The organism is Arthrobacter sp. Y3222053, assembly GCF_059092805.1.
In genome coordinates this window covers 1-24,107 of sequence record NZ_JBNHIA010000003.1, presented here as the reverse complement: position 1 = coordinate 24,107, position 24,107 = coordinate 1, and the positions used below count along the sequence as shown (strand labels likewise).

Here is a 24,107-nt window from a genome sequence, read left to right as displayed (position 1 = left end):
CATCCACCGGGCCGAAACAGGTAACCACCCATGTCGAATTCTCCCGAGGGGACTTCCCCCGAACCCGCCGAGCAGGCACCCAGTCCGCTGGACGAGACAGCGGTAGCGGCCGCCGTCGACGCCGCGCTCGCCGCCATTGCCGGCGCTGCCGACCTTGATGCGCTCAAGGAAGTACGGATCGCCGTCACCGGCGAGAAGTCTCCGCTCTCCCTGGCCAACCGCCAGATCGGCAAGCTGCCCAAGGACCAGAAGGCCGCCGCCGGCAAGCTGATCGGCCCGGCCCGCGGCCGGATCAACCAGGCGCTCGCCGGCCGCACGGTCGAGCTCGAGGCCGAGCGTGACGCCCGCATCCTCGTAGAGGAGGCCGTTGACGTCACCGCCGCTCCGCGCCGTCGCCGCATGGGCGGCCGGCACCCGCTGTCCACGCTGCAGGAACGCGTCAGCGAAATCTTCGTCGGCATGGGCTGGGAGATCGCCGAAGGCCCCGAGGTGGAATCCGAGTGGTTCAACTTCGACGCCCTGAACTTCAAGCCGGACCACCCGGCCCGCGAAATGCAGGACACCTTCTTCGTGGAGCCGCCCGAAGCGCACCTGGTGATGCGCACCCACACCTCTCCGGTGCAGGTGCGGTCCATGCTTGAGCGCGAGCTGCCGATCTACGTGCTCTGCCCGGGCAAGGTGTTCCGCACTGACGAGCTCGACGCCACCCACACCCCGGTCTTCCACCAGTTCGAAGGCCTGGCCATCGACAAGGGCCTGACCATGGCGGACCTCGTCGGCACCCTCGAGCACTTCACCCGCGTGCTCTTCGGCGACGAGGCCAAGGTCCGGCTGCGGCCCAACTACTTCCCCTTCACCGAGCCCAGCGCCGAGCTGGACATCTGGCACCCCGGCGCCAAGGGCGGCCCGCGCTGGATCGAGTGGGGCGGCTGCGGCATGGTCAACCCCAACGTGCTGCGCGCCGCCGGCATCGACCCCGAGGTCTACTCGGGCTTTGCCTTCGGCATGGGCATCGAGCGCGCCCTCATGTTCCGCAACGAGGTGGCGGACATGCGCGACATGATTGAAGGCGACGTACGTTTCAGCGAACACTTCGGGATGGAGATCTAAGTGCGTATCCCCCTTTCCTGGCTGCGCGAGTATGCCCAGGTGCCGGCGCAGTCCCGCGCCGAAGACGTCATGGCCGAACTGGTCAAGGTCGGCCTCGAGGAAGAGGACGTGCACCGTCCCGCCGATGAGCTGTCCGGACCGATCGTGGTCGGCCAGGTGCTGAGCCTGGTCAAGGAGCCGCAGTCCAACGGCAAGACCATCAACTGGTGCGAGGTCCGCGTGGCGCCCGAGGGCAGCGAGCAGACCCTGACCGGCAAGGGCATCGAGCCCTCCGGCGTGCAGGGCATCGTCTGCGGCGCCCACAACTTCGAGGTCGGGGACAAGGTGGTCGTCACCCTGCCCGGCGCCGTGCTGCCCGGGGACTTCCGGATCAGCCCGCGCAAGACCTACGGCCACGTCTCCGCCGGCATGATCGCCTCCGTCCGCGAGCTGGGCATCGGCGACGACCACGACGGCATCCTCGTCCTGTCCCGGATCGGCCTCGATCCCGAGGTCGGCACCGACGCCATGGAACTGCTCGGCCTGTACGACGAGGCGGCGGAAATCAACGTCACCCCGGACCGCGGCTACTGCTTCTCCATCCGCGGCGTCGCCCGCGAGTACGCGCACGCCACCGGCACCGAGTTCACCGACCCGGCCGCCGGCGTCAGCGTCCCCGCCGCCGCGGAACCCGGCTACCCCGTGCGCCTGGACGACGCCGCGCCCATCTACGGAAAGCCCGGCTGCGACCGGTTCGTGGCCCGCACCGTCCGCGGCATCGACCCCACCCGGCCCACCCCGCCGTGGATGGCCTCCCGGCTGCGCCTGGCCGGGATGCGCTCCATCTCGCTGGTCGTCGACATCTCCAACTACGTGATGCTCGAGCTCGGCCAGCCGCTGCACTTCTACGACCAGGACAAGCTGAGCGGGGAGATTGTTGTCCGCCGGGCCGTCCCCGGCGAAACGCTGAAGACCCTCGACGAGAAGGTCCGCAGCCTCGATCCCGAAGACCTGCTGATCACCGACGGCTCCGGCCCCATCGGCATCGCCGGCGTCATGGGCGGTGCCGCCACCGAGGTCTCCGACGCCACCACCACGGTGCTGATCGAGGCCGCGCACTTCGAGGAAGTCAGCATCGGCCGCTCCCGCCGCCGCCACAAGCTGCCCTCCGAGGCGTCCAAGCGCTTCGAGCGCGGCGTGGACTGGAACATTGCCGACGTCGCCGCCCAGCGCGCCGTCGACCTGCTCACCAAGCTTGCCGGCGGCACCGCCGACGACGCCGCGACCGACGTCGGCACCGCGCCGGAGCCGCGCCGCATCGAGCTGGCCGCCGGCTTCCCGGAGCAGCTGATCGGCTACCCGTTCACGCCGGAGCAGATCACCGGAACGCTGGAAGCCATCGGAGCGCGCGTCGAAGCGAACGACGGCGGTTACTCCGTTACGCCGCCGAGCTGGCGCCCGGACCTGGAAACCCGTGAGGACCTGACCGAGGAGATCATCCGCCTGGTCGGTTACGACAAGATCCCCTCGACGCTGCCCACGGCCCCGCCCGGCCGCGGCCTGACCCGCGTGCAGCAGCAGCGCCGCCGCGTGATGCAGTCGCTGGCCGCGTCCGGCCTGACCGAGGTGCTCAGCTACCCGTTCGTCACCGCCGAGGACAACAACACCTTCGGTGCCCCCGTTGAGGGCGAGGTGGCCGCCGTGAAGCTGGCCAACCCGCTCAGCGCCGAATACGGCTGGCTGCGCACCTCGGTGCTGCCGGGCCTGTTTGAGGTCGCCAGGCGGAACATCTCCCGCGGCTTCCGCGACCTGGCGCTCTTCGAAGCCGCCATGGTCTTCCTGCCGGGCGAACAGCTGGGCACCGCGGGCATTCCGCCGCTGGGCGCCAAGCCGGCCGACGACGTCCTGGATGGGCTGTATGAGGGCATTCCGCACCAGCCGCTGCACCTGGGCGCCGTGTTCACCGGCCATGAGTCCGCTCCCGGAGCGGGCCACGCGCCGCGCACCTGGGACTGGGCCGACGCCGTGGACACCGCCCGCCTGATCGGTGACACGCTCGGCGTGGAACTGGTCGTCAGCCAGGGCACACACCAGGCGTTCCACCCGGGCCGCACCGCGAAGCTGTCGCTGCGCAGCGGTGAGACCGTCGGCTACGCCGGCGAGCTGCACCCGAAGCTGCTGGCCGCCCGCGACCTGCCCGCCCGGACGGTGGCGCTGGAACTGGACCTGGACGCCATGTTCGCCGAGGCGCCTGACGTCATCGTCGCCCGCCCGCTGTCGGCCTTCCCGGCCAGCACGCAGGACGTGGCCCTGGTGGTCGCCGACGACGTTCCCGCCGAACAGGTCCGCGAGGCGCTGCGGGAAGGCGCCGGCGAGCTGCTGGAAGACGTCGCGCTGTTCGACGTCTACGCCGGCACCGGCATCGAGCCCGGCCACAAGTCGCTGGCGTTCGCGCTGCGCTTCCGAGCCCCGGACCGCACGCTGACCGCCGACGAGGCCTCCGAATCCCGGGCCGCCGCCGTCGCGCTGGCCGCCGAACGGTTCGGAGCCGTGCAGCGCTAGAACCGCTGCATTGACGCCGCACGCGTCGAAGGCCCCGCCGGAACTCATCCGGCGGGGCCTTCGGCGTTCCTCCGAGCGTCCGCTCCATGCCGGAAGAGTGCGCCGATATGCTGGCGCGATGACCGCATCCTCAGCCTCCGCGCCCCTGGCACGCCCCGGCACCTGGTACCTCTTCGACTACGGCATGGTGATCTCCACGGCCCCCGAGCCGCAGGACTGGCAGGTCCTCGCCGCGGCACTCGGGCTGAAGGACGACGACGGCACGCAGCTGGCGGAGCCCGGCAGCCGGTACTGGCGCCGGCGGGAGGAGTTCGACGCCGGAACGCTCACCCCGGGTGAATTCTGGTCCGATGTGCTGGGCCGCCCCGCCGATCACGAGGAGGTTGAGCGGTTGGAGGCCCTCGACGCCGACCAATGGGGACACCTGAACCCTGCAACCGCCGCCGTCCTCGAAGACCTGCAGGGCGAAGGCGCGCGCCTGGCCGTGCTGTCCAACATGCCGGCGGAGATGTCCCGGCGCTACACGGCGCACGCGTCCTGGGCGCCGCGCTTCGACCGGCTGTTCTTCAGCGGGCAGCTGCGCATGACGAAGCCGGACCGGAGGATCTTCGACCACGTCACGGAGGAGCTCGGGGCCTCGCCGGAGGACATCGTTTTCATTGACGACAACGAGGCCAACATCGCCGCGGCCCAGGCTCTGGGCTTCCGGACCGTGCACCACGTCCCCGGCACGGACCTGCGGGCGGAGCTGGCAGCCCTGGCCTCGTAACCTCCGCCCCCCGGGCCCTACGGAATCAACACGACCTTGCCGGTTGTTTTGCGACCCTCCAGGTCACGGTGCGCCTGCGCGGCCTCGGCCAGCGGATAGGTCTGCCCGATCCGCACGTCCAGGGTTCCGTCCGCCACGGCACCGAACAGCTCGTCGGCGCGCCAGCGGCGTTCCTCGGGAGTGAGCACGTAGTCCCTTATGGTCGGACGCGTCAGGAACAGCGAACCGAGGGCGTTCAGCCGTTGGATGTCGAAGGGCGGCACCTGCCCGGACGCCCCGCCGAACAGCACCATCATGCCCCGGGTGCGCAGGCTCTCCAGCGAACCGTCGAAGGTCGCCTTGCCGACGCCGTCGTACACGACATCCACGCCCGTGCCGCCGGTCAGTTCCCGCACCTGCTCCGCGAAGCCCTCGTAGCGCAGCACATGGTCGGCGCCGGCGCCGCGCGCCAGCTGCTCCTTTTCATCCGTCGAGACGGTGGTGATCACGGTCGCCCCCTTGGCCTTGAGCAGCTGGGTGAGCAGCAGCCCGACGCCGCCGGCACCGGCATGCGTGAGGACCGTCTGGCCTTCCTGCACCGGGAAGGTGGAGTTGACCAGGTAATGCGCCGTCATGCCCTGCAGCGGCAGGGCCGCCGCGGTCTCGTCGCTGACACCGTGCGGCACGTGCAGGGCCTTGTCCGCGTCCAGCAGGGCATATTCGGCGTAGGCTCCGCCGCCCTCGGCGGTGGCCACCCGGTCGCCCTCGGCGAAGCCGCGGACTGCCAAGCCGGCAGCCACCACGGTGCCGGCGAACTCGGCACCCGGAATGAACGGGTACTTCATCGGGTACACGCCGCTGCGCTGATAGGTGTCGATGAAGTTCACGCCCACCGCGCCCACCCGCACCAGCAACTGGTTCGGCCCCGGCTCGGGCAGGTCCACGTCTTCCCAGCGCAGGATTTCCGGACCGCCGGGGGAGGGGACGACAATGGCCTTGTGCATGCGTTCGATTCCTTCGGTGCGAGGGTCGCTGAAACGCTCCCCATCGTAGGGCACCGGCTGCGCCCGGCGGCAAGGGTGGGCCACAAGCGCACTGCATAATTATTCACGACATTGCATAAACCTGTGTAAGGTGGAGGCATGACGATTTCCGTTGCCGTCTCCGGTGCCAGCGGCTACGCCGGCGGCGAAGTGCTGCGCATCCTGGCCAACCATCCCGAGGTCTCCGTTGGGGCCATCACGGCGCACAGCAGCGCCGGCACCCTGCTCGGCGCCGCCCAACCGCACCTGCTCTCGCTTGCCGACCGGGAAATCACCGACACCACTGTGGAGAACCTGGCGGGGCACGACGTCGTCTTCCTGGCCCTGCCGCACGGTGCCAGCGCCGAGATCGCCGCACAGCTGGATCCGGACGTGCTGGTGATCGATGCCGGCGCCGACCACCGGCTCAGCGACCCCGCCGCGTGGGAAAAGTTCTACGGCAGCGCCCACGCCGGCACCTGGCCCTACGGGCTGCCCGAGCTGCCCGGCAACCGTGAAAAGCTGCGCGGGGCCCGCCGGATCGCGGTGCCCGGCTGCTACCCCACCAGCTCGCTGCTGGCCCTGACCCCCGGCTTCACGGCCGGCCTGCTGGAGCCCGACGACGTCGTCATCGTCTCCGCATCCGGCACCTCCGGGGCGGGCAAGGCCGCCAAGGCGCATCTGCTCGGCAGCGAGGTCATGGGCGGCATGAGCCCCTACGGTGTCGGCGGCGGACACCGGCACACCCCCGAAATCGAGCAGGGCCTGTCCAACGCGGCGGGGGAGCAGGTCTCCGTTTCCTTCACGCCCACCCTGGCCCCGATGCCGCGCGGCATCCTCACCACCGCCACGGCCAAGGTCAAGCCCGGCGCCGACGCCGTCGCCCTGCGCGCGGCCTGGGAACAGGCCTACGCCGGGGAACACTTCGTCCGGCTGCTGCCCGAGGGCCAGTGGCCCGCCACCAAGATGGTGGTCGGCTCCAACTACGCCGCGATGCAGCTGGCCTTCGACGCGCACGCGAACCGCGTCATCGTCTCCTGCGTGATCGACAACCTGGCCAAGGGAACCGCCGGCGGCGCCGTGCAGTCCATGAACATTGCCCTCGGCCTCGAGGAGACCGCCGGCCTGACCACCCTGGGAGTAGCACCCTGATGAGCACCGAGACCAACAGCACCCCCGCCGGCGGCACGGCCGCCGGGCCCGACGCCGCAGGCGCGGTCACCGCTCCCGCCGGCTTCCGGGCCGCGGGCGTGGCTGCCGGACTGAAGGCCTCCGGAGGCCGCGATGTCGCCCTGGTCGTCAACGAGGGCCCGGCCAAGGCCGCCGCCGCCGTCTTCACCCGCAACCGCGTGGCCGCCGCGCCGGTGCTCTGGTCCCGGCAGGTCGTCACCGACGGCCGGGTGGACGCCGTGATCCTCAACTCCGGCGGCGCCAACGCCTGCACCGGGCCGCAGGGCTTCCAGGACACCCACGTCACCGCGGAGAAGACCGCCGAACTGCTCGGCATCTCCGCCGGCGACGTCCTGGTCTGCTCCACCGGCCTGATCGGCGAGCCGCTGCCGATGGACAAGCTGCTGCCCGGCGTCGAAGCCGCCGCCGCACAGCTCGCCGCCGACGGCGGAGCCGCGGCCGCCGAGGCCATCATGACCACCGACACCGTGCCCAAGCAGGCCCTGTTCACCGGGCCCGGCTACACCATCGGTGGCATGGCCAAGGGCGCCGGAATGCTCGCCCCGGGCCTGGCCACCATGCTCGTGGTCCTCACCACCGACGCCGCCCTGGACGCCTCCGCCCTGGACACGGCGCTGCGTGCCGCCACCGCCGTCACCTTCGACCGCACCGATTCCGACGGCTGCATGTCCACCAACGACACCGTGGTGCTGATGGCCTCCGGCGCCTCCGGCACCGAGCCGGCCGCCGCCGAGTTCACCGCTGGGCTCACCGAGGTCTGCGCCTCGCTCGCCCGCCAGCTGATCACCGACGCCGAAGGCGCCAGCCACGACATCGCCATCACCACCGTCAACGCCGCCACCGTGGCCGACGCCGAGACCGCCTCCCGCGCCGTCGCCCGCTCCAACCTGTTCAAGACCGCCATCTTCGGCAACGACCCCAACTGGGGCCGGGTGCTCTCCGCCGTCGGCACCACCGACGCCGCCTTTGAACCGGAGAACCTCAACGTCTCCATCAACGGCGTGCAGGTCTGCCGCAACGGCGGCGTCGGCGAACCGCGGGACCTGGTCGACCTCACCGGCCGCGAGGTCACCGTGGAAATCGACCTGGGCGCCGGCACCGAGTCCGCGACCATCTGGACCAACGACCTCACCACGGCGTACGTCCACGAAAACTCGGCGTACAGCAGCTAGGGCGGGGGAGAAGCACATGGACGCACTGACCGAACAGGCCCAGGACAAAGCCGGCACCCTGATCGAGGCGCTGCCCTGGATCCAGCGGTTCGCCGGTTCCACGATGGTCATCAAGTACGGCGGCAACGCCATGGTCAACGACGAGCTGCGCCGCGCCTTCGCCGAGGACATCGTCTTCCTGCACCATGTGGGCGTGCACCCCGTAGTGGTGCACGGCGGCGGCCCGCAGATCAGCGCCATGCTGAAGCGACTGGGCATCGAATCCGAATTCAAGGGCGGCCTGCGCGTCACCACCCCCGAAGCGATGGACGCCGTGCGCATGGTCCTCACCGGGCAGGTCGGCCGTGAGCTGGTCGGCCTGGTCAACTCCCACGGCCCGTACGCGGTCGGCCTCTCCGGCGAGGACGGCGGCCTGCTCGAAGCCGTCCGCACCACCGCCGTCGTCGACGGCGAGGAAGTGGACCTGGGCCTGGTCGGCGAAGTCACCGGCGTGAATCCCGCCGCCATCCAGGACCTGATCGACGGCGGCCGGATTCCGGTCATCTCCACCGTCGCCCCGGAAATCGGCGCCGACGGGCTGCCCACCGGCCAGGTCCTGAACGTCAACGCCGACACCGCCGCGGCCGCCCTCGCCGTCGCGCTCGGCGCCTCCCGCCTGGTGGTGCTCACCGACGTCGAAGGTCTCTACGCCAACTGGCCGGACCGCTCCTCGCTGATCTCCTCCCTCAGCGCGGGAGAGCTGCGCGCCATGCTGCCCTCCCTGGAATCCGGCATGATCCCCAAGATGGAGGCCTGCCTCGCCGCGGTCGACGGCGGAGTGGACCGCGCCGCCGTCGTCGACGGGCGGATGGCCCACTCCATGCTGCTGGAGGTCTTCACCACCGCCGGCATCGGCACCCAGATCACCCCCGACGACGAACCGCAGCCCACCCGGACGCAGGAAACCGAGGAAACACCGTGAGCACCGAAACCGGACCGAAGCACCCGGCATCCGCGGCGGACCACGCCGCAGCCGCGGGCACCGGCGTCGGACCCGCCGACGCGCAGTGGCTGGACCGCTACGCCGGCTCCCTGATGGGCGTGTTCGGCACCCCGCAGCGGGTCCTGGTGCGCGGCAGCGGCTGCACCGTGCAGGACGCCGACGGCCGTGAGTACCTCGACCTGCTCGGCGGCATCGCCGTCAACGCCCTGGGCCACGCCCACCCGGCGCTGACCGCCGCGGTCGGCAGCCAGCTGGAGACCCTGGGGCACGTGTCCAACTTCTTCACCAGCCCCGCCCAGGTGGCGCTGGCCGAGAAGCTGCTGCGGATCACCGGCGCCCCGACCGGATCCAAGGTGTTCTTCGCCAACTCCGGCACCGAAGCCAACGAGGCCGCGTTCAAGCTGGCCCGCCGCAACGGCGCATCTCCCTCCGGCACCGGCGGAGCCGCCGGAGCCGCTCCCGTCCGGTCCCGGATCCTGGCCCTGGAAGGCGCGTTCCACGGCCGCACCATGGGCGCCCTCGCGCTGACCGCCAAGGCCGCGTACCGCACGCCGTTCGAACCGCTGCCCGGCGGCGTCGAGCACCTGCCCTTCGGCGACGTCGACGCCCTGCGCGCCGCCGTAGACGAGACCGTGGCCGCCGTCATCCTCGAACCCATCCAGGGCGAGGCCGGCGTGCGGCCGCTGCCCGCCGGCTACCTGCAGGCCGCCCGCGAGGCGACCGCCGCCGCCGGCGCGCTGCTGATCATCGACGAGGTGCAGACCGGCGTCGGCCGGACCGGCCGCTGGTTCGCCTCCGAGGGCGTGCTGCCGGACGCCATGACCCTGGCCAAGGGCCTGGGCGGCGGCTTCCCGATCGGCGCGCTGATCACCTTCGGCGACAAGGCCTCCGGCCTGCTCACCCCCGGCCAGCACGGCACCACCTTCGGCGGCAACCCGGTCGCCACCGCCGCCGGACTCGCGGTCCTCGAGACCATCGAAGCCGAGCACCTGCTGGACAACGCCGCCACCGTGGGCGCCGGCCTGCGGGCGGCGCTGGCCGACGTCGACGGGGTCACCGAGGTGCGCGGCGAGGGCCTGCTGATCGGCTTCGACCTCGACGCCGACATCGCCCCGGCCGCCGTCACCGCAGCACTGGACGCCGGCTTCATCATCAACGCCCCCGGTCCGCGGACCTTGCGCCTGGCGCCGCCGCTGATCCTCACCGCCGAGGCCGCCGCAACGTTCACCGCCGCACTGCCCGGCATCCTCGCCGCCGCCCGCGCCGCCACTTCCAAAGGACAGCCATGACCCGCCACTTCCTCGTTGACACCGACCTGACCCAGGCCGAGCAGGCCCAGGTCCTGGACCTTGCCGCCGCCCTGAAGCAGGACCGCTACGCCGCGCAGCCCTACGCCGCGGCCGGTGCCGGTCGGAAGACCGTCGCGGTCATCTTCGACAAGACCTCCACCCGTACCCGCGTTTCCTTCGCCACCGGCGTCGCCGACCTCGGCGGTGTGCCGCTGGTGATCGGCGCGGGGGAATCCCAGCTGGGCCACAAGGAGTCCGTCGCGGACACCGCCAAGGTCCTGGAGCGGATGGTCTCCACCATCGTCTGGCGCACCTACGCCCAGTCCGGGCTCGAGGAAATGGCCGCCAACTCCTCGGTGCCGGTGATCAACGCCCTCTCGGACGACTACCACCCCTGCCAGCTGCTGGCCGACCTGCTCACCATCCGCGAGCACAAGGGCCGCCTGGCCGGGCTCACCCTGGCCTACCTCGGTGACAGCGCCAACAACATGGCCAACTCCTACCTGCTCGCCGGCGTCACCGCGGGCATGAACGTCCGCGTCGCCGGCCCGGTCGGTTTCCTGCCCGACCCGGCGATCGTCGATGCCGCCGCGGCCCGCGCGGAGGAAACCGGCGGATCGGTGATGATCACCACCGATCCCACGGAGGCCCTGGCCGGCGCCGACGTCGTCGCCACCGACACCTGGGTCTCCATGGGCCAGGAGGAGGAAAAGGCCGCACGGCTGGAACTCTTCCGCGATTATGCGGTGGACGCCGCGGCGATGGAGCAGGCGGCCGACGACGCGATCGTGCTGCACTGCCTGCCCGCCTACCGCGGCTACGAGATCTCCGCCGACGTGATCGACGGGCCGCAGTCCGTCGTCTGGGACGAAGCGGAGAACCGCCTGCACGCGCAGAAGGCGCTGATGGCCTGGCTGATGGCCGCCAGCGGCCTGGCGGAACTGCCGGCCCTGCCCGGCGTCGACGCCGGGGCCGGGGCGGAAGGGACCGGCGCGTAGTGAGCATGCCGGCCACCAAGACCGCGCGGCAGGCCCGGATCCGGGCCCTGCTCACCGGACTGGCGGTCCGCTCGCAGGCCGAACTGGCCACGCTGCTGGCCCACGAGGGTATCCAGGTCAACCAGGCCACCCTCTCCCGGGACCTGGTCGAGCTCGGCGCGGTGCGCATGCGCGGCGCGGAGGGAGCCCTGGTGTACGCGATTCCGTCCGAAGGCGGGGAGCGCCGGCCCCAGTCCGGGGTCAGCCAGGAAGTGCTCGACGCCCGGCTGGCCCGGCTCTGCGGGGAACTGCTGGTCACCGCCGAAGCCTCCGGAAACATCGTGGTGCTCCGCACCCCGCCCGGTGCCGCGAACTTCCTGGCCCTGGCGATCGACCACTCCACCATCCCCGCCATCCTGGGCACCGTGGCCGGTGACGACACGGTCCTGATGGTCACCCGGGAGCCCGACGGCGGGGCCGACGTCGCCGCCCGGTTCCTGGCCATCGCCGACGAGGCGACGGCCAACGGGCAGGCCCCGGACAACCGCATAACCTAGAGACAGGAACCGGGCCGGGGCCGACCCCCGCCGGTGATCCGCCCGGGCGGACCGCCGAAGACCGGACACCGCAGATTTGAAACAACCGCAGCGCTGGAGAACCGCGGCCCCAGCGGCCGCCCCCATCAACTGCACTGACAAGCAAGGAGCACATTCGTGAGCGAACGCATTGTTCTGGCCTACTCCGGTGGCCTGGATACCTCCGTGGCCATCGGCTGGATCGCCGAAGCCACCGGCGCCGAAGTCATCGCCGTGGCGGTCGACGTCGGACAGGGCGGCGAGTCCCTGGAGACCATCCGCCAGCGCGCCCTGGACTGCGGCGCCGTCGAGGCCTACATCGCGGATGCCCGCGACGAGTTCGCCGCCAAGTACTGCATGCCGGCCCTGCGCGCGAACGCCCTGTACATGGACGCCTACCCGCTGGTCTCCGCGCTGTCCCGCCCGGTGATCGTCAAGCACCTGGTCGCCGCCGCCCGCCAGTTCGGCGCCAGCACCGTGTCCCACGGCTGCACCGGCAAGGGCAACGACCAGGTCCGCTTCGAGGTCGGCATCCAGACCCTGGGCCCGGACCTGAAGTGCATTGCCCCGGTCCGCGACCTGGCCCTGACCCGCGACAAGGCCATTGCCTTCGCCGAGGAGAAGAACCTGCCGATCGTCACCACCAAGAAGAACCCGTTCTCCATCGACGCCAACGTCTGGGGCCGCGCCGTCGAGACCGGCTTCCTCGAGGACATCTGGAACGGCCCGACCAAGGACGTGTACGAGTACACGTCCGACCCGGCGCAGTCCACCGGCCCCGACGAAGCGGTGATCACCTTCAAGGAAGGCATCCCCGTGGCCATCGACGGCAAGGCCGTCACCCCGCTGCAGGCCATCGAGGAGATGAACCGCCGCGCCGGCGCCCAGGGCGTGGGCCGCATCGACATCGTTGAAGACCGCCTGGTGGGCATCAAGAGCCGCGAGGTCTACGAGGCACCCGGCGCCATGGCGCTGATCGCCGCGCACCGCGAGCTGGAGAACGTCACGGTCGAGCGCGAGCAGGCCCGCTTCAAGAAGATGGTGGACCAGCGCTGGACCGAGCAGGTCTACGACGGCCAGTGGTTCTCGCCGCTGAAGAAGTCCCTGGAGGCCTTCGTCGACGATACCCAGAAGTACGTTTCCGGCGAGATCCGCCTGGAGATGCACGGCGGCCGCGCCACCGTCACCGGACGCCGTTCCGAGTCCTCGCTGTATGACTTCAACCTGGCCACCTACGACACCGGCGACACGTTCGACCAGTCGATGGCCCGGGGCTTCATCGAGATCTTCGGCATGTCCTCCAAGGTCGCCTCCTCCCGCGACCAGCGGCTGGCCGAGGGCAAGTAGGCATGGGCAACGGCAAGCTGCCGGCCGAAGGAGCCGGCCCCGACGCACCCGGTGCAGCCTCCGGCGTCGCCGGACCCGGCACGACGGTCCAGGGCGCCCTCTGGGGCGGCCGGTTCGCGGGCGGACCCGCTGACGCGCTGGCCGCGCTGAGCAAGTCCACCCACTTCGACTGGCGGCTTGCCGGCTACGACATCGCCGGCTCCCGGGCGCACGCCCGGGTGCTGCACAAGGCCGGGCTGCTGACCGACGACGAGCTCGAGGGCATGCTGGACGCCCTGGACCGGCTCGACGCCGACGTCCGCTCCGGCGCCTACACGCCGGCGGAGTCCGACGAGGACGTGCACGGCTCGCTGGAGCGCGGCCTGATCGAGCGCGCCGGCCCGCAGCTGGGCGGCAAGCTCCGCGCCGGCCGGTCCCGCAACGACCAGATCGCCACCCTGGGCCGGATGTACCTGCGCGACCACGCGCGGATCATCGCCCGCGGCGTGCTGGCCACCGTGGACGCCCTGGTGGAGCAGGCCGAGGCGCACCTCGGCGTCGCCATGCCCGGACGCACCCACCTGCAGCACGCCCAGCCCGTGCTGCTGAGCCACCACCTGCTGGCCCACGCCTGGGCGCTGCTGCGCGACGTGCAGCGCCTGGCGGACTGGGACCGCCGGGCGGCGGTGTCCCCGTACGGCTCCGGCGCGCTGGCCGGGTCCTCGCTGGGCCTGGACCCCAACGCCGTGGCCGCGGAGCTGGGCTTCGATTCCGCGGTCTGGAACTCAATCGACGGCACCGCCTCCCGCGACGTGTACGCGGAGTTCGCCTGGGTGGCGTCGATGATCGGCGTGGACCTGTCCCGGATCAGCGAAGAGGTCATCCTCTGGGCGACCAAGGAGTTCTCCTTCGTCACGCTCGACGACGCGTACTCCACCGGGTCCTCGATCATGCCGCAGAAGAAGAACCCCGACGTCGCCGAGCTGGCCCGCGGCAAGGCCGGCCGCCTGATCGGGGACCTCACCGGGCTGCTGGCCACCCTCAAGGGCCTGCCGCTGGCGTACAACCGGGACCTGCAGGAGGACAAGGAGCCGGTGTTCGACGCCGCCGACACCCTCGAGGTGCTGCTGCCGGCGGTCTCCGGCATGATCGCCACGCTGCGGTTCAACACCGAACGCATGCAGGAGCTGGCCCCGCAGGGCTTTGCGCTGGCCACCGACGTCGCCGAGTGGCTGGTCCGCCAGGGCGTGCCGTTCCGGGAGGCCCACGAGCTCTCCGGCGAGGCCGTGGCGCTGGCGGAATCCCGCGGCGTCGAGCTCTGGGACCTGACCGATGAGGACTACGCCGGCATCTCGGCGCATCTGACCCCGGAGGTCCGTTCCGTGCTCAGCACCGAAGGCTCGCTGGATTCGCGCAGCTCCCAGGGCGGCACCGCCCGCTCCGCCGTCGAGGCGCAGCTGGCCGCGCTGCACGCGCAGCTGGCCGAGGCGCGCGCCTTCGCCGGGTAGGTTCCGGACGCACCACGGTAAAGGGCCCTGCGGAGCGATCCGCCGGGCCCTTCGCCGTGGTCCGCGCAGCGGTACGCTGGCCCGATGAGCGACTCCTTCCGCCGCCGGCTGCGCGCCCTGCCTGATTTCCCGGAAGCGCTGCCGGGTTTCGATCCGGCCGACGCGCCGGCGGATCCGCAGCAGCTGTTCCGGGCCTGGCTGGACGAGGCCCTCGCCGCCGGGGTCCGCCAGCCGCACGCCTTCTCGCTGGCGACGGCGGACGCCGCCGGCAACCTGTCCTCCCGCATGCTGATCCTGAAGAACCTCGACGACAGCGGCTGGCATTTCGCCACCGCCCGCAGCTCCCGGAAGGGCCGTGAGCTGGCCGCGAACCCGCGGGCGGCCATGAACTTCTACTGGGCGGAACAAGGACGCCAGATCCGGGTCGCCGGCGCCGTCGTGCTGCTCTCCGACGCCGCGTCCGCCCGGGACTGGGCGGAACGTCCGTCCGCCGGCGGACCCGCCAACCCGGACTGGCAGCTCTACGCGCTGCAGCCCGTGGAGATCGAGTTCTGGCAGGCGGACCCCGGCCGGCGGCACATCCGGCACCGCTACACCCTCTGAAACTGCCGGCCGGGTAACAGGGCTGCTGCTTCGGGGCCCCGCTGGCTAGGCTGGTCGCATGAGCGAACCGACCTCCGTGCCCTCACCCGCCGACCGCTCCGACGCCGCCGCATCCGGCCTGCCGCACTCCGCCGGTGCCGGCGCGGGGGCCTCCGAGCCGGATACCTCCCGCCTGCTGGAATTCCTCGACCAGGCAGCGGAGGACTTCCACCGGCACGCCGCGGCGCTCACCGACAGCGAGGTCCGCGCACCGTCGCTGCTGCCCGGCTGGTCCCGCGGCCACGTGCTCGCCCATGTCGCCGGCGTCGCGCACGGCATGGCCCGGCAGCTGGAGTACGCGGCAAACGGACGCCGCATCGACCTGTACGACGGCGGCGCGGAAGGCCGCAACGCCGCCATCGAGGCCGACGCCGTCCTGCCCGCCGAGGACCTGCACACCCGGGTGGCCGCCGGGCTTGACCGGGCCCGGGCCGCCTTCCACCGGCTGGACGACGCGGCGTGGGCCGCGCCCATCTCCTATCGGGACGGGACCGTGAAGACGGGCGGGCTGGCGCTCTGGCGTGAGCTGGCGATCCACGCCGTCGATCTCGGCAGCGGGCCGGAACCGGACGGCTGGAGCCAGGAACTCTGCGCCCACCTGTTCGACTTCCTGGCGGCCCGGGTGCCGGAGGGCCTGCGGCTGCGGCTGGAACCCACGGGCATGGACCCGCTGGTGCTGACCAATCCGGCCTCGCCGGCGCCCTTCAACACGGTGACCGTGCGCGGCATCGCCAGCGACATTGCCGCCTGGCTCGCCGGGCGCACCCCCAGCCTGGGCACCCTGGAGGTCGACGGCGGCGGGCTGCCGGACCTGCTGCCCTGGCCGTCGGCACTGGCCAGGTAGGCACCCGTTGGGGCGCTTGCCCCTCCCGCCGCGCCGGCGTCGTCGCTAACCTGTTGTCACCTGCGGCTCTCCAGGAGGTCCCGACGTGACTGCTCCCGATTCCTCGCATCCCGTGCCGTCCGGCCGGATCGAAAAACTCAGTGACGGGTATGCCTTGGCGTTCGACCGCCGGTTCGACTACCCGACGGCCTACATCTGGGATGTGCTGACCTCACCCTCGAAGGTGGCCGCCTGGCTCGGCCGGCTCAGCCCCGGCTGGGAGCAGGGCAGCGCATATCGGCTGGACCGGCAGGGCATGGAGGTCACCGGCACCGTGCTGCAGATGAACCCGCGCAGCAGCCTCCAGCTCACCTGGGAGGACGACCTCGGAGACGAGTCCGTGGTCGAGTGGCAGGTGCTGGACAGCGAAGGGGGAGCGCTGCTGAGTTTCCGGGCCCGCAGCGACGGGGCCGACTTCCTCACCGAGGGCGCCGCCGGCTGGCAGGACATCCTGGACGCGTTCGCCTCGGTGGCGGCCGGAGCCCAGCCCGGCGCCGGATTCGCCCTGGACACCTGGCTGGCCCTGCGCGACGCGTACGCCGAGGAGTTCAGCATCTCGCCGACCATGGGCACCGTGCACGGCGACATCATCCTGTTCGAGCGCTGGTTCGACGCCGGTGCCCGGGAGGCGACGGGGGCAATCAACGACTCCACCGCCACCCTGGCCATCGGCGCCGGCTCCGAGGTGGAGGTGGAGGACACCGCCGACGGGTCGCGCGCCGTCGTCCGCCAGCCGCTGCCGGCCGGCGGAGGGGACGCTCCGGCGCTGCTGACCGCCTGGCACATGGCGCTGGACGACGCCGCGCTGCGCCTGCAGGGCGGCACGCCGCATGCCGATTCACGCCGCCTCGCCGCGCTGCGGAGCTTCTACGGCGGAGTGGACTGACCCCCCGCCGGCCCTCGATTCCCGGGTGGCCGGGCGTGCTTGCTAACGTCGGGGGATGGATTCGTTGCAGGCCCGCAGCCTCCTGGCCGTTCCCGCCGTCGACGCCGCCCCGTGGCTGCTCGGCGCCGTGCTGCGCCGCGAGGACGACGACGGCGCCGTGGCCGTGAGGATCACCGAGGTGGAGGCCTACATGGGCAGCCAGGACCCCGGCTCCCATGCCTTCCGCGGCCGCACTGCCCGGAACAACACGATGTTCGGCCCTGCCGGGCACCTCTACGTCTACTTCACCTACGGGATGCACTACTGCGCCAACGTGGTCTGCGGTGAAGAGGGATTCGCAACGGGGCTGCTGCTGCGGGCCGGTGAGATCGTCGAAGGCCGCGACCTGGCCCGGCGCCGGCGGAACAACCCGCGCACCGACCTGGACCTGGCCCGCGGCCCGGCCCGCCTGGCGCAGGCCCTCGGCCTGGACCGGCGGTTCGACGGCGCCGACGTCTTTGACGGGCCCCTGGAGCTGACCCTGCCCGGGCAGCCGCAGCCGCAGGAGGCCATCTCGACCGGGCCACGGGTCGGAGTCAGCGGCGAGGGCGGGGGAGAGGCCTACCCCTGGCGGTACTGGATTGCCGGAGATCCCACCGTCTCCAAGTACCGTCCCGCGGTTGCGCGGCGCCGGCCGGCGGCAGGCGCCACGGCCCTGCCGCGCCGGAACGCGGAACGGCGCCCAGGGTAACCCTGGACGCCGTCCCGCCGGTCAGCGTCGTTCCTCAGCAGCGCCGCTGCTAGGCCGAACGCGGCACCGGAGCCTGTGCGGAGATGAGCTTTTTCTCCCGCAGCTCGTCCCAGAAGGCGCCGGGAATCGCGGCCTTCATGGCGGCCACGTCCTCCGCGATGCGCTCGGGGCGGCTGGAGCCGGGAATCACCGCGGCCACTGCCGGGTGGGCGGCGGAGAACTGCAGCGCGGCGGCCTTCAGGCTCACCTCGTGGCGCCCGGCCACCTCGGTCAGCTCGGCGATCCGCTGCTTGACCTGCGGCGGGATCTCCGCGTAGTCGAAGTAGTCGCCGCCCAGCAGGGCGCCGGAGTTGAACGGCCCGCCGACGACGATGCCCGTCCCCTTCTCCTGTGCCGCGGGCATCATCCGCTGCAGGGCCCGCTCGTGCTGGAGCAGGGTGTACTGGGTGGCGGAGAGGCTCATGGTAGGGGCGGCCTCCTCCATGTCCAGGGCCAGCTCGATGGGCTCGGTGGTGTTCACGCCCAGCCCCCAGCCGCTGATGACGCCCTCATCCTGCAGCCGGGCCAGCACCTTGAACGCACCGCGCCGGGCCTCGTCGAATTTGGTTACCCACTCGTCGCCGAGGAAGTCCCGGGACGTGTCGTGGATGAACACGAAGTCCAGCCGGTCGGTCTTCAGCCGCGACAGGCTCTCGTCGATGGAGCGCAGGGTCGCATCAGCTGAATAGTCCGTGGCGATCTTGTTCGCCCGGCCGTGGGTGAAGAGGCCGGGGCCCTTGTCCTCCTCCTCGTCGAGGATCAGCCGGCCCACCTTGGTGCTCAGCGCATACTCGTCCCGGTTGTGCCCGGAGAGCACCTCACCCAGCCGGGATTCGGCCAGGCCAGCCCCGTAGAAGGGGGCGGTGTCGAAGTAGCGGATGCCTTCATTCCATGCGGCTTCGACGGTGGCCAGCGCCTCGTCCTGGGGGATGTCCCGGAACATGTTTCCCAGCGGTGCCGTCCCGAATCCGATCTTGTTCCTGAGCGCTTCGTGCAGGTTGGGCATAAGCTCCACTCCTTGATTCTCGACGGTGCATCCCGGCCCTGTCGCAGGGCCGTTCCACTCAGGGCAACCGCGCTGCTTCGCCCCTTTATTCCAGTCCCCGCTGCCGCGGTCAGGTGGCGAGACAAGCGCCACAGGGGCGCGGGCAGGCCCCGGGAGGGCGGGCGGGAGCGGGTAAAGTGGACGGGTGAATGAAAGCAACGCAGTACCGGCCGCCGAGACCGTTCAGGAGACGATCGAACGCCTCGGCGCCGTGGTTCCCGACTATCCCAAGCCCGGCATCGTCTTCCGGGACCTGACCCCTGTCTTCGCGGACGGCCCGGCCCTGCGGGCCATCGTCGACAGCTTCGTCCGCACCTTCGAGGGAACCTTCGACTACGTCGCGGGCATCGAGGCCCGCGGCTTCCTGCTGGCCGCCGCCGCAGCCTATGCCTCGGACCGCGGCGTCATCACCGTCCGCAAGCCCGGCAAGCTGCCCCGCCCGGTGTACTCCGAGAGCTACGGCATGGAATACGGCCGCAACACCCTCGAGGTCCACATCGATGACGTGCCGGCCGGCTCCCGCGTGCTGATCCTCGACGACGTGCTGGCCACCGGCGGCACCCTCGGCGCCGCTGCGCGGCTGATCCAGAAGGTCGGCGGGGAAATCGCCGGGTTCGGCGTCGTCCTTGAACTGGGCGACCTGGGCGGCCGCCAGGCGCTGAAGGGCTACGACGTCACCTCGCTCGTCACCTACTAGCCGCCGACGGCGCCCTCGGCGCGCGGCACCCATCGATCCACCGAAACGGCCCGGAAGCTCCGGGCCGTTTCGCTGTTCGAAAGGGAACCCGCGGTGAACAGCGGCATCCCGGCGGGCGACGGCGCGCGGCGTCGGCCGGGCCCGTCCGCGGCCGCCCGCGGTGCCGCCGCGTGGCGGTCCCCGCCCGGCAAAAGAAGGCGTGGAAAAATCTTCCCGCCGGGGTAGAATTGACGGTCTGCCTTTCCGAGAGGGAACCCGAACATGCCTGAGAAGTCCGCTGCCCAGCACGAGCTGGATCATGAGCGCGCCTATGTGGCGGGGCTCTACCGCCGGCTCGACGAGCTGCGCGCCGAAAAGCAGGAGCAGCTGGACCAGGTGCGCCGCAGCCACTCCAGCGGCTCCCACCAGAACCGTTCGGAGCGGGACGCCTTTGCGACCATGTACGAGGACCGGCTGGCCCAGCTGAACGCGGTGGACGACCGCCTGGTCTTCGGCCGCCTGGACCTCGACGACGGTGAGGCACGCTACATCGGCCGGATCGGGCTCTCCACCGAGGACCTGCAGCGGCTCATGGTGGACTGGCGCGCCCCCGAGGCCGGCACCTTCTACCAGGCGACCGCCTTCGAACGGCAGGGCGTGCGCCGCCGCCGGCACCTGATCCTCAAGGGCCGGGACGTGCAGGGCATCGAAGACGACGTGCTGGATTACTCCATGCTCGACGAAGGTGCCTCCATGCAGGGCGAAGGCGCACTGCTCGCGGCCCTGAACTCCAAGCGCACCGGACAGATGTCCGACATCGTCGGCACCATCCAGGCGGAGCAGGACCGCATCATCCGTGCCCCCATGCCCGGCGTCCTCGTGGTCCAGGGCGGGCCCGGCACCGGCAAGACCGCCGTCGCGCTGCACCGGGCCGCCTACCTGCTGTACACCCACCGCGAACGGCTGAAGTCCGCGGGCGTGCTGCTGGTCGGCCCCTCCAACGCCTTCATCCGCTACATCGAACGTGTGCTGCCCTCGCTGGGCGAGACCGGCGTCGTCATGGCCAGCGTGGGTGAGCTGTATCCGGGCGTGCGTGCCGTGGCCGAGGAGGACCAGCGCGTCGCCGAGATCAAGGGCCGGCTGTCGATGGCCGAGACCGTCGCCCGCGCCGTCGCCAACCGGCAGCGCCTGTACCCGGAGCCGCGGCGCGTCGTCGTCGAGGGAACCGCGCTGACCCTGAGCCCGCGCCAGGTCCGCCGCGCCCGCGACAAGGCCCGTGCCACCGGCAAGCCGCACAACGAGGCCCGCAACACCTTCGTCAAGATCCTGCTGCGTGAACTCACGGAGCAGCTCACCGAGAAGCTGGAGGCCTCCTCCGGCGCCGGCAACAGCGCCGACCGCGCCTATCTGGCCGAAGACGTGCGCAGCGCCCGCGACGTGCGGATCGCCCTGAACCTGGCCTGGATGCCGATGACGCCCGAGCGCCTGCTCCGCGAGCTGTTCTCCAAGCCCGGGCACCTGGAAATGGCCGCCCCGGACCTCACCGATGAGGAACTCGCCCTGCTGCGCCGCAGCCCCGACGCGCCCTGGACCGAGGCCGACGTTCCGCTGCTGGATGAGGCAGCCGAACTGCTCGGCGACCTCGATGCCTCCGCCGGGCGGGACTATGCCGCCCGCGAGGAGCAGCGCAAGCGCGACCTGGCCATGGCCGAGAACGCGATCCGCAACACCGAGGGCTTCCTGGAGGATTCCGGCGCCGCCGGCATCCTCACCGCCGAGGAGCTGGTGGAGCACAACGCGGCCGCCGAAGAGCGGCTCACCGCCGCGGAGCGGGCCGCCGTGGACCGCACCTGGGCCTTCGGCCACGTGGTGGTCGATGAGGCTCAGGAGCTGTCCGCCATGCAGTGGCGGCTGCTGATGCGCCGCGCGCCGCTGAAGTCCTTCACCGTGGTGGGCGACATTGCCCAGACCAGCTCCGCGGCCGGCGCCACCAGCTGGCAGCAGGCGCTGGAGCCGTTCGTGGGGGAGCGGTGGACCCTGGAGGAGCTGACCGTGAACTACCGCACCCCGGCGCAGATCGCCGAGGCCGCGGTGCGGATGGCCAACGCCGCCGGCCTGGTCGTCTCCGCTCCCAAGGCCGTCCGCGAGGGCCGCTGGGCTCCGATCGTGGACCGCGTCGGCTCCGGGGAGCTGGTTCCGCGCCTGCTGCAGGTCCTGCCGGAGGAACTCGACGCGCTCGACGGCGGCCTGCTGGCCGTGATCACCGAGGACCACCGCCTCGACGCCGTCCGCACGGCCCTGACCGGGCAGTACGGTTCCCGTGTGGGCACCGGCGCCGGCGGTCCGGGGCAGGACATCGTGGTGATGGACCCGCGGGAGGCCAAGGGCCTGGAGTTCGACGGCGTCGTCATCCTGGAACCGTCCGAACTGCTGACCGCGGCCGCCGGCAAGGTGGGGGACCTGTACGTCGCCATGACGCGGCCCACGCAGCGCCTGCGTCTTATCGCGGAAGGCAGCGTCCCCGCCGGGATAGTCGACGACGAATCCTGATACTTTGGAAAGCGTGCCACAGGATACCCAGACGGGCCTCGCAGCCCAGCAGAATGACCCGACCTTCGCCAACATCTGGCAGGAGCTGAAGTGGCGTGGACTCGTCCACGTCTCCACCGATGAAGCCGAGCTGGAAAAACTGCTCGCCGGTGACCCGATCACCTATTACTGCGGGTTCGATCCCACGGCGCCGAGCCTGCACCTGGGCAACCTCGTCCAGCTGCTGACCATGCGCCGGCTGCAGCTGGCCGGCCACCGCCCGCTGGCGCTGGTGGGCGGCTCCACGGGCCTGGTCGGCGATCCGCGGCCCACCGCCGAGCGGACCATGAACACCAAGGAAACCGTCGCGGAGTGGGTGGGCTACCTGCAGGGCCAGGTGCAGCGCTTCCTCAGCTTCGACGGTGACAACGCGGCGCGGATGGTCAACAACCTCGACTGGACCGCGCCGATGAGCGCCATCGACTTCCTCCGGGAGATCGGCAAGCACTTCCGGGTGGGCACGATGATCAAGAAGGAGATCGTCGCCTCCCGGCTGAACTCCGACGACGGCATCAGCTACGCCGAGTTCAGCTACCAGGTGCTGCAGGGCATGGACTACCTCGAGCTCTACCGTGAGTACGGCTGCGTGCTGGAGACCGGCGGCTCCGATCAGTGGGGCAACCTCACCAGCGGCACGGAGCTGATCCGCAAGGTGGAGGGCAAGTCCGTGCACGCGCTCGGCACTCCGCTGATCACGAACTCCGACGGAACCAAGTTCGGCAAGAGCGAGGGCAACGCCATCTGGCTCGACGCCGCGATGACCAGCCCCTACGCCATGTACCAGTTCTGGCTGAACACCGCCGACGCCGACGTCGTCTCCCGGCTGAAGGTCTTCACCTTCCTCGGCCGGCGGGAGATCGAGGAGCTTGAGCGGGTTACGCAGGAGGCTCCCCACAAGCGGGAGGCCCAGCGCACGCTGGCCTACGAGGTCACGTCCCTGATCCACGGGACGGAAGCCACCGACAAGGTCATTGCCGCCTCCGCTGCCCTGTTCGGGCAGGGCGAGCTGGCGGACCTGGACGAAGCCACGCTGCAGGCGGCGACCGCTGAGCTGCCGTCGGTCACCGTGGGCGCCGACTCCCTGGGCATCGTTGACCTGCTCGTCGCGTCGAAGCTCGTGAAGAGCAACTCCGAGGCCCGTCGAACGGTGGGCGACGGCGGTGCGTACGTGAACAACCGGAAGATCACCGACGTCGACACCGTGATCGGCAGCGATGAACTGCTGCACGGCAAGTGGCTGCTGCTGCGCCGCGGCAAGCGCACCCTGGCGACGGTCACGGTCAACTAGCCTCCCGGACCCGGTCCGGGTCCCGGCACGCCTCAGGCGTCCACTGCATCCCGGTGCGGTGGACGCCTGAGCCGTCTCCGGGACAGGCGGCGGGCAGTGCGCTCCGCTGCATCCATCAATGTGAAGAGATTGACTGCGGGAACGGCTTGCGCCGCCGGCCCGAATGCCTACACTGGAAATGCGCGTTCAACGCGCTTGTTCCGGGCCACCGGGCCGCTTGACCGGGATCACATCCGGTCGAGTTGCGGCGGGGTGGCCGGGTGCGTATAGTTGAATCTGTTGCCCGCCGGAGAGCGGAGCGACGATCCCCTTCACAACTGATCGGATGAGAATTCCGGGTGGCTTTGCTGCCGGTTTTTATCCGTGGTTTTGGAGGTCCTGAATGCCTGTTGGCCTGGTTTCCGGTGAAAGACCCGGATTTGCGGGAAAGCGGTTGGAGGGTTTAGGATTGTAACACACCACGGCGGTGCGAAAGGGAAAAGGAAGTTCCGGTTTTGGAACGGTTTTCCCGAGTAGGTCGGATGTGTCTGTTGTTTGAGAACTCAATAGTGTGCCAAGTTTATTGATACCAATTATTTTGATTGGTTATTTGGCCGGTTTGCCGCACCCCCGTGCGGTGGGATCGGTCTTTTAGCTGGTTTCGAATTTAGGCAGCATTGCGGGCTGGTTTTCCCCGGTTCGTGGTGTTGTGTCTGTAGTTTTTTACGGAGAGTTTGATCCTGGCTCAGGATGAACGCTGGCGGCGTGCTTAACACATGCAAGTCGAACGATGATGCCCAGCTTGCTGGGTGGATTAGTGGCGAACGGGTGAGTAACACGTGAGTAACCTGCCCTTGACTCTGGGATAAGCCTGGGAAACCGGGTCTAATACTGGATACGACCATCTGG

The 24,107-nt window shown here is 70.7% G+C and carries 20 protein-coding genes and 1 rRNA gene; 19 read left to right on the top strand and 2 right to left on the bottom strand.

The window, feature by feature from the left end; all coding sequences use genetic code 11:
* Positions 1-30 precede the first annotated feature (30 nt).
* From pheS to AC5RUW_RS08145, 3 genes are all read left to right on the top strand, one after another.
* Positions 31-1,110, top strand: a complete 1,080-nt coding sequence (gene pheS, locus AC5RUW_RS08155; RefSeq protein ID WP_494160238.1) for a phenylalanine--tRNA ligase subunit alpha — start codon at positions 31-33, stop codon at positions 1,108-1,110.
* A complete protein-coding gene (gene pheT / locus AC5RUW_RS08150; protein WP_494160237.1) occupies positions 1,111-3,651 on the top strand; it encodes a phenylalanine--tRNA ligase subunit beta in 2,541 nt (846 codons plus the stop codon). It abuts the gene before it with no gap.
* 118 nt (positions 3,652-3,769) lie between these two features.
* The gene (locus tag AC5RUW_RS08145) at positions 3,770-4,420 is read left to right on the top strand and encodes an HAD family hydrolase (RefSeq protein WP_494160236.1); all 651 of its coding nucleotides are present in this window, start codon (positions 3,770-3,772) and stop codon (positions 4,418-4,420) included.
* A 17-nt stretch (positions 4,421-4,437) separates the two neighbouring features.
* Here the strand turns inward: AC5RUW_RS08145 and AC5RUW_RS08140 are convergent, their stop codons facing one another.
* Positions 4,438-5,403 carry a quinone oxidoreductase family protein gene (locus tag AC5RUW_RS08140; protein ID WP_494160235.1) on the bottom strand — a complete coding sequence of 322 codons (966 nt, stop codon included), beginning with the start codon at positions 5,401-5,403 and terminating at the stop codon, positions 4,438-4,440.
* A gap of 138 nt (positions 5,404-5,541) precedes the next feature.
* Between AC5RUW_RS08140 and argC the strand changes: the two genes are divergently transcribed.
* The 12 genes from argC to AC5RUW_RS08080 all read left to right on the top strand — a co-directional run bounded on the left by argC (position 5,542) and on the right by AC5RUW_RS08080 (position 17,582).
* Positions 5,542-6,573, top strand: coding sequence for an N-acetyl-gamma-glutamyl-phosphate reductase (gene argC / locus AC5RUW_RS08135; RefSeq protein ID WP_494160234.1), 1,032 nt, complete (start codon positions 5,542-5,544; stop codon positions 6,571-6,573).
* On the top strand, positions 6,573-7,784 hold the full coding sequence (argJ, locus tag AC5RUW_RS08130; protein ID WP_494160233.1) for a bifunctional glutamate N-acetyltransferase/amino-acid acetyltransferase ArgJ: 1,212 nt from the start codon (positions 6,573-6,575) through the stop codon (positions 7,782-7,784). The genes argC and argJ overlap by 1 nt, the downstream gene beginning before the upstream one ends.
* A gap of 16 nt (positions 7,785-7,800) precedes the next feature.
* Positions 7,801-8,745: an acetylglutamate kinase gene (argB, locus tag AC5RUW_RS08125; RefSeq protein WP_494160232.1), complete on the top strand. Its 945-nt coding sequence runs from the start codon at positions 7,801-7,803 to the stop codon at positions 8,743-8,745.
* Positions 8,742-10,055: an acetylornithine transaminase gene (locus tag AC5RUW_RS08120; protein ID WP_494160231.1), complete on the top strand. Its 1,314-nt coding sequence runs from the start codon at positions 8,742-8,744 to the stop codon at positions 10,053-10,055. The genes argB and AC5RUW_RS08120 overlap by 4 nt, the downstream gene beginning before the upstream one ends.
* On the top strand, positions 10,052-11,053 hold the full coding sequence (gene argF, locus AC5RUW_RS08115; RefSeq protein WP_494160230.1) for an ornithine carbamoyltransferase: 1,002 nt from the start codon (positions 10,052-10,054) through the stop codon (positions 11,051-11,053). The genes AC5RUW_RS08120 and argF overlap by 4 nt, the downstream gene beginning before the upstream one ends.
* Before the next feature lie 5 nt (positions 11,054-11,058).
* The gene (locus AC5RUW_RS08110) at positions 11,059-11,589 is read left to right on the top strand and encodes an arginine repressor (protein ID WP_494008072.1); all 531 of its coding nucleotides are present in this window, start codon (positions 11,059-11,061) and stop codon (positions 11,587-11,589) included.
* A 156-nt stretch (positions 11,590-11,745) separates the two neighbouring features.
* Entirely contained in the window at positions 11,746-12,954 is a 1,209-nt protein-coding gene (locus tag AC5RUW_RS08105) for an argininosuccinate synthase (RefSeq protein ID WP_494160229.1), read from the top strand.
* A gap of 2 nt (positions 12,955-12,956) precedes the next feature.
* The gene (gene argH / locus AC5RUW_RS08100) at positions 12,957-14,441 is read left to right on the top strand and encodes an argininosuccinate lyase (protein ID WP_494160228.1); all 1,485 of its coding nucleotides are present in this window, start codon (positions 12,957-12,959) and stop codon (positions 14,439-14,441) included.
* An 84-nt stretch (positions 14,442-14,525) separates the two neighbouring features.
* Positions 14,526-15,044 (top strand): pyridoxine/pyridoxamine 5'-phosphate oxidase, encoded by a 519-nt coding sequence (locus tag AC5RUW_RS08095; RefSeq protein WP_494160227.1) that lies wholly within the window; start codon positions 14,526-14,528, stop codon positions 15,042-15,044.
* Between the two features lie 58 nt (positions 15,045-15,102).
* Positions 15,103-15,927 (top strand): maleylpyruvate isomerase family mycothiol-dependent enzyme, encoded by an 825-nt coding sequence (locus AC5RUW_RS08090; protein ID WP_494007419.1) that lies wholly within the window; start codon positions 15,103-15,105, stop codon positions 15,925-15,927.
* A gap of 85 nt (positions 15,928-16,012) precedes the next feature.
* Positions 16,013-16,852, top strand: a complete 840-nt coding sequence (locus tag AC5RUW_RS08085; RefSeq protein ID WP_494160226.1) for an SRPBCC domain-containing protein — start codon at positions 16,013-16,015, stop codon at positions 16,850-16,852.
* Between the two features lie 55 nt (positions 16,853-16,907).
* Entirely contained in the window at positions 16,908-17,582 is a 675-nt protein-coding gene (locus AC5RUW_RS08080; protein ID WP_494160225.1) for a DNA-3-methyladenine glycosylase, read from the top strand.
* Positions 17,583-17,631: 49 nt separating this feature from the next.
* Here the strand turns inward: AC5RUW_RS08080 and AC5RUW_RS08075 are convergent, their stop codons facing one another.
* Positions 17,632-18,627: an aldo/keto reductase gene (locus tag AC5RUW_RS08075; protein WP_494160789.1), complete on the bottom strand. Its 996-nt coding sequence runs from the start codon at positions 18,625-18,627 to the stop codon at positions 17,632-17,634.
* Positions 18,628-18,811: 184 nt separating this feature from the next.
* Between AC5RUW_RS08075 and AC5RUW_RS08070 the strand changes: the two genes are divergently transcribed.
* The 4 genes from AC5RUW_RS08070 to AC5RUW_RS08055 all read left to right on the top strand — a co-directional run.
* Positions 18,812-19,363 carry an adenine phosphoribosyltransferase gene (locus AC5RUW_RS08070; protein WP_494160224.1) on the top strand — a complete coding sequence of 184 codons (552 nt, stop codon included), beginning with the start codon at positions 18,812-18,814 and terminating at the stop codon, positions 19,361-19,363.
* A gap of 261 nt (positions 19,364-19,624) precedes the next feature.
* Positions 19,625-21,892, top strand: a complete 2,268-nt coding sequence (locus AC5RUW_RS08065; protein ID WP_494160223.1) for a HelD family protein — start codon at positions 19,625-19,627, stop codon at positions 21,890-21,892.
* A gap of 13 nt (positions 21,893-21,905) precedes the next feature.
* Positions 21,906-23,219, top strand: a complete 1,314-nt coding sequence (tyrS, locus tag AC5RUW_RS08060) for a tyrosine--tRNA ligase (protein WP_494160222.1) — start codon at positions 21,906-21,908, stop codon at positions 23,217-23,219.
* Positions 23,220-23,920: 701 nt separating this feature from the next.
* Positions 23,921-24,107 (top strand): 16S ribosomal RNA (locus AC5RUW_RS08055); the annotation flags it as partial.

Coding starts and splice junctions, on each gene's coding strand:
- pheS (WP_494160238.1), top strand. CDS start 31: ATGTCGAATTCTCCCGAGGGGACTTCCCCCGAACCCGCCGAGCAGGCA.
- AC5RUW_RS08145 (WP_494160236.1), top strand. CDS start 3,770: ATGACCGCATCCTCAGCCTCCGCGCCCCTGGCACGCCCCGGCACCTGG.
- AC5RUW_RS08140 (WP_494160235.1), bottom strand. CDS start 5,403: ATGCACAAGGCCATTGTCGTCCCCTCCCCCGGCGGTCCGGAAATCCTG.
- argC (WP_494160234.1), top strand. CDS start 5,542: ATGACGATTTCCGTTGCCGTCTCCGGTGCCAGCGGCTACGCCGGCGGC.
- argJ (WP_494160233.1), top strand. CDS start 6,573: ATGAGCACCGAGACCAACAGCACCCCCGCCGGCGGCACGGCCGCCGGG.
- argB (WP_494160232.1), top strand. CDS start 7,801: ATGGACGCACTGACCGAACAGGCCCAGGACAAAGCCGGCACCCTGATC.
- argF (WP_494160230.1), top strand. CDS start 10,052: ATGACCCGCCACTTCCTCGTTGACACCGACCTGACCCAGGCCGAGCAG.
- AC5RUW_RS08110 (WP_494008072.1), top strand. CDS start 11,059: ATGCCGGCCACCAAGACCGCGCGGCAGGCCCGGATCCGGGCCCTGCTC.
- argH (WP_494160228.1), top strand. CDS start 12,957: ATGGGCAACGGCAAGCTGCCGGCCGAAGGAGCCGGCCCCGACGCACCC.
- AC5RUW_RS08095 (WP_494160227.1), top strand. CDS start 14,526: ATGAGCGACTCCTTCCGCCGCCGGCTGCGCGCCCTGCCTGATTTCCCG.
- AC5RUW_RS08090 (WP_494007419.1), top strand. CDS start 15,103: ATGAGCGAACCGACCTCCGTGCCCTCACCCGCCGACCGCTCCGACGCC.
- AC5RUW_RS08080 (WP_494160225.1), top strand. CDS start 16,908: ATGGATTCGTTGCAGGCCCGCAGCCTCCTGGCCGTTCCCGCCGTCGAC.
- AC5RUW_RS08075 (WP_494160789.1), bottom strand. CDS start 18,627: ATGCCCAACCTGCACGAAGCGCTCAGGAACAAGATCGGATTCGGGACG.
- AC5RUW_RS08065 (WP_494160223.1), top strand. CDS start 19,625: ATGCCTGAGAAGTCCGCTGCCCAGCACGAGCTGGATCATGAGCGCGCC.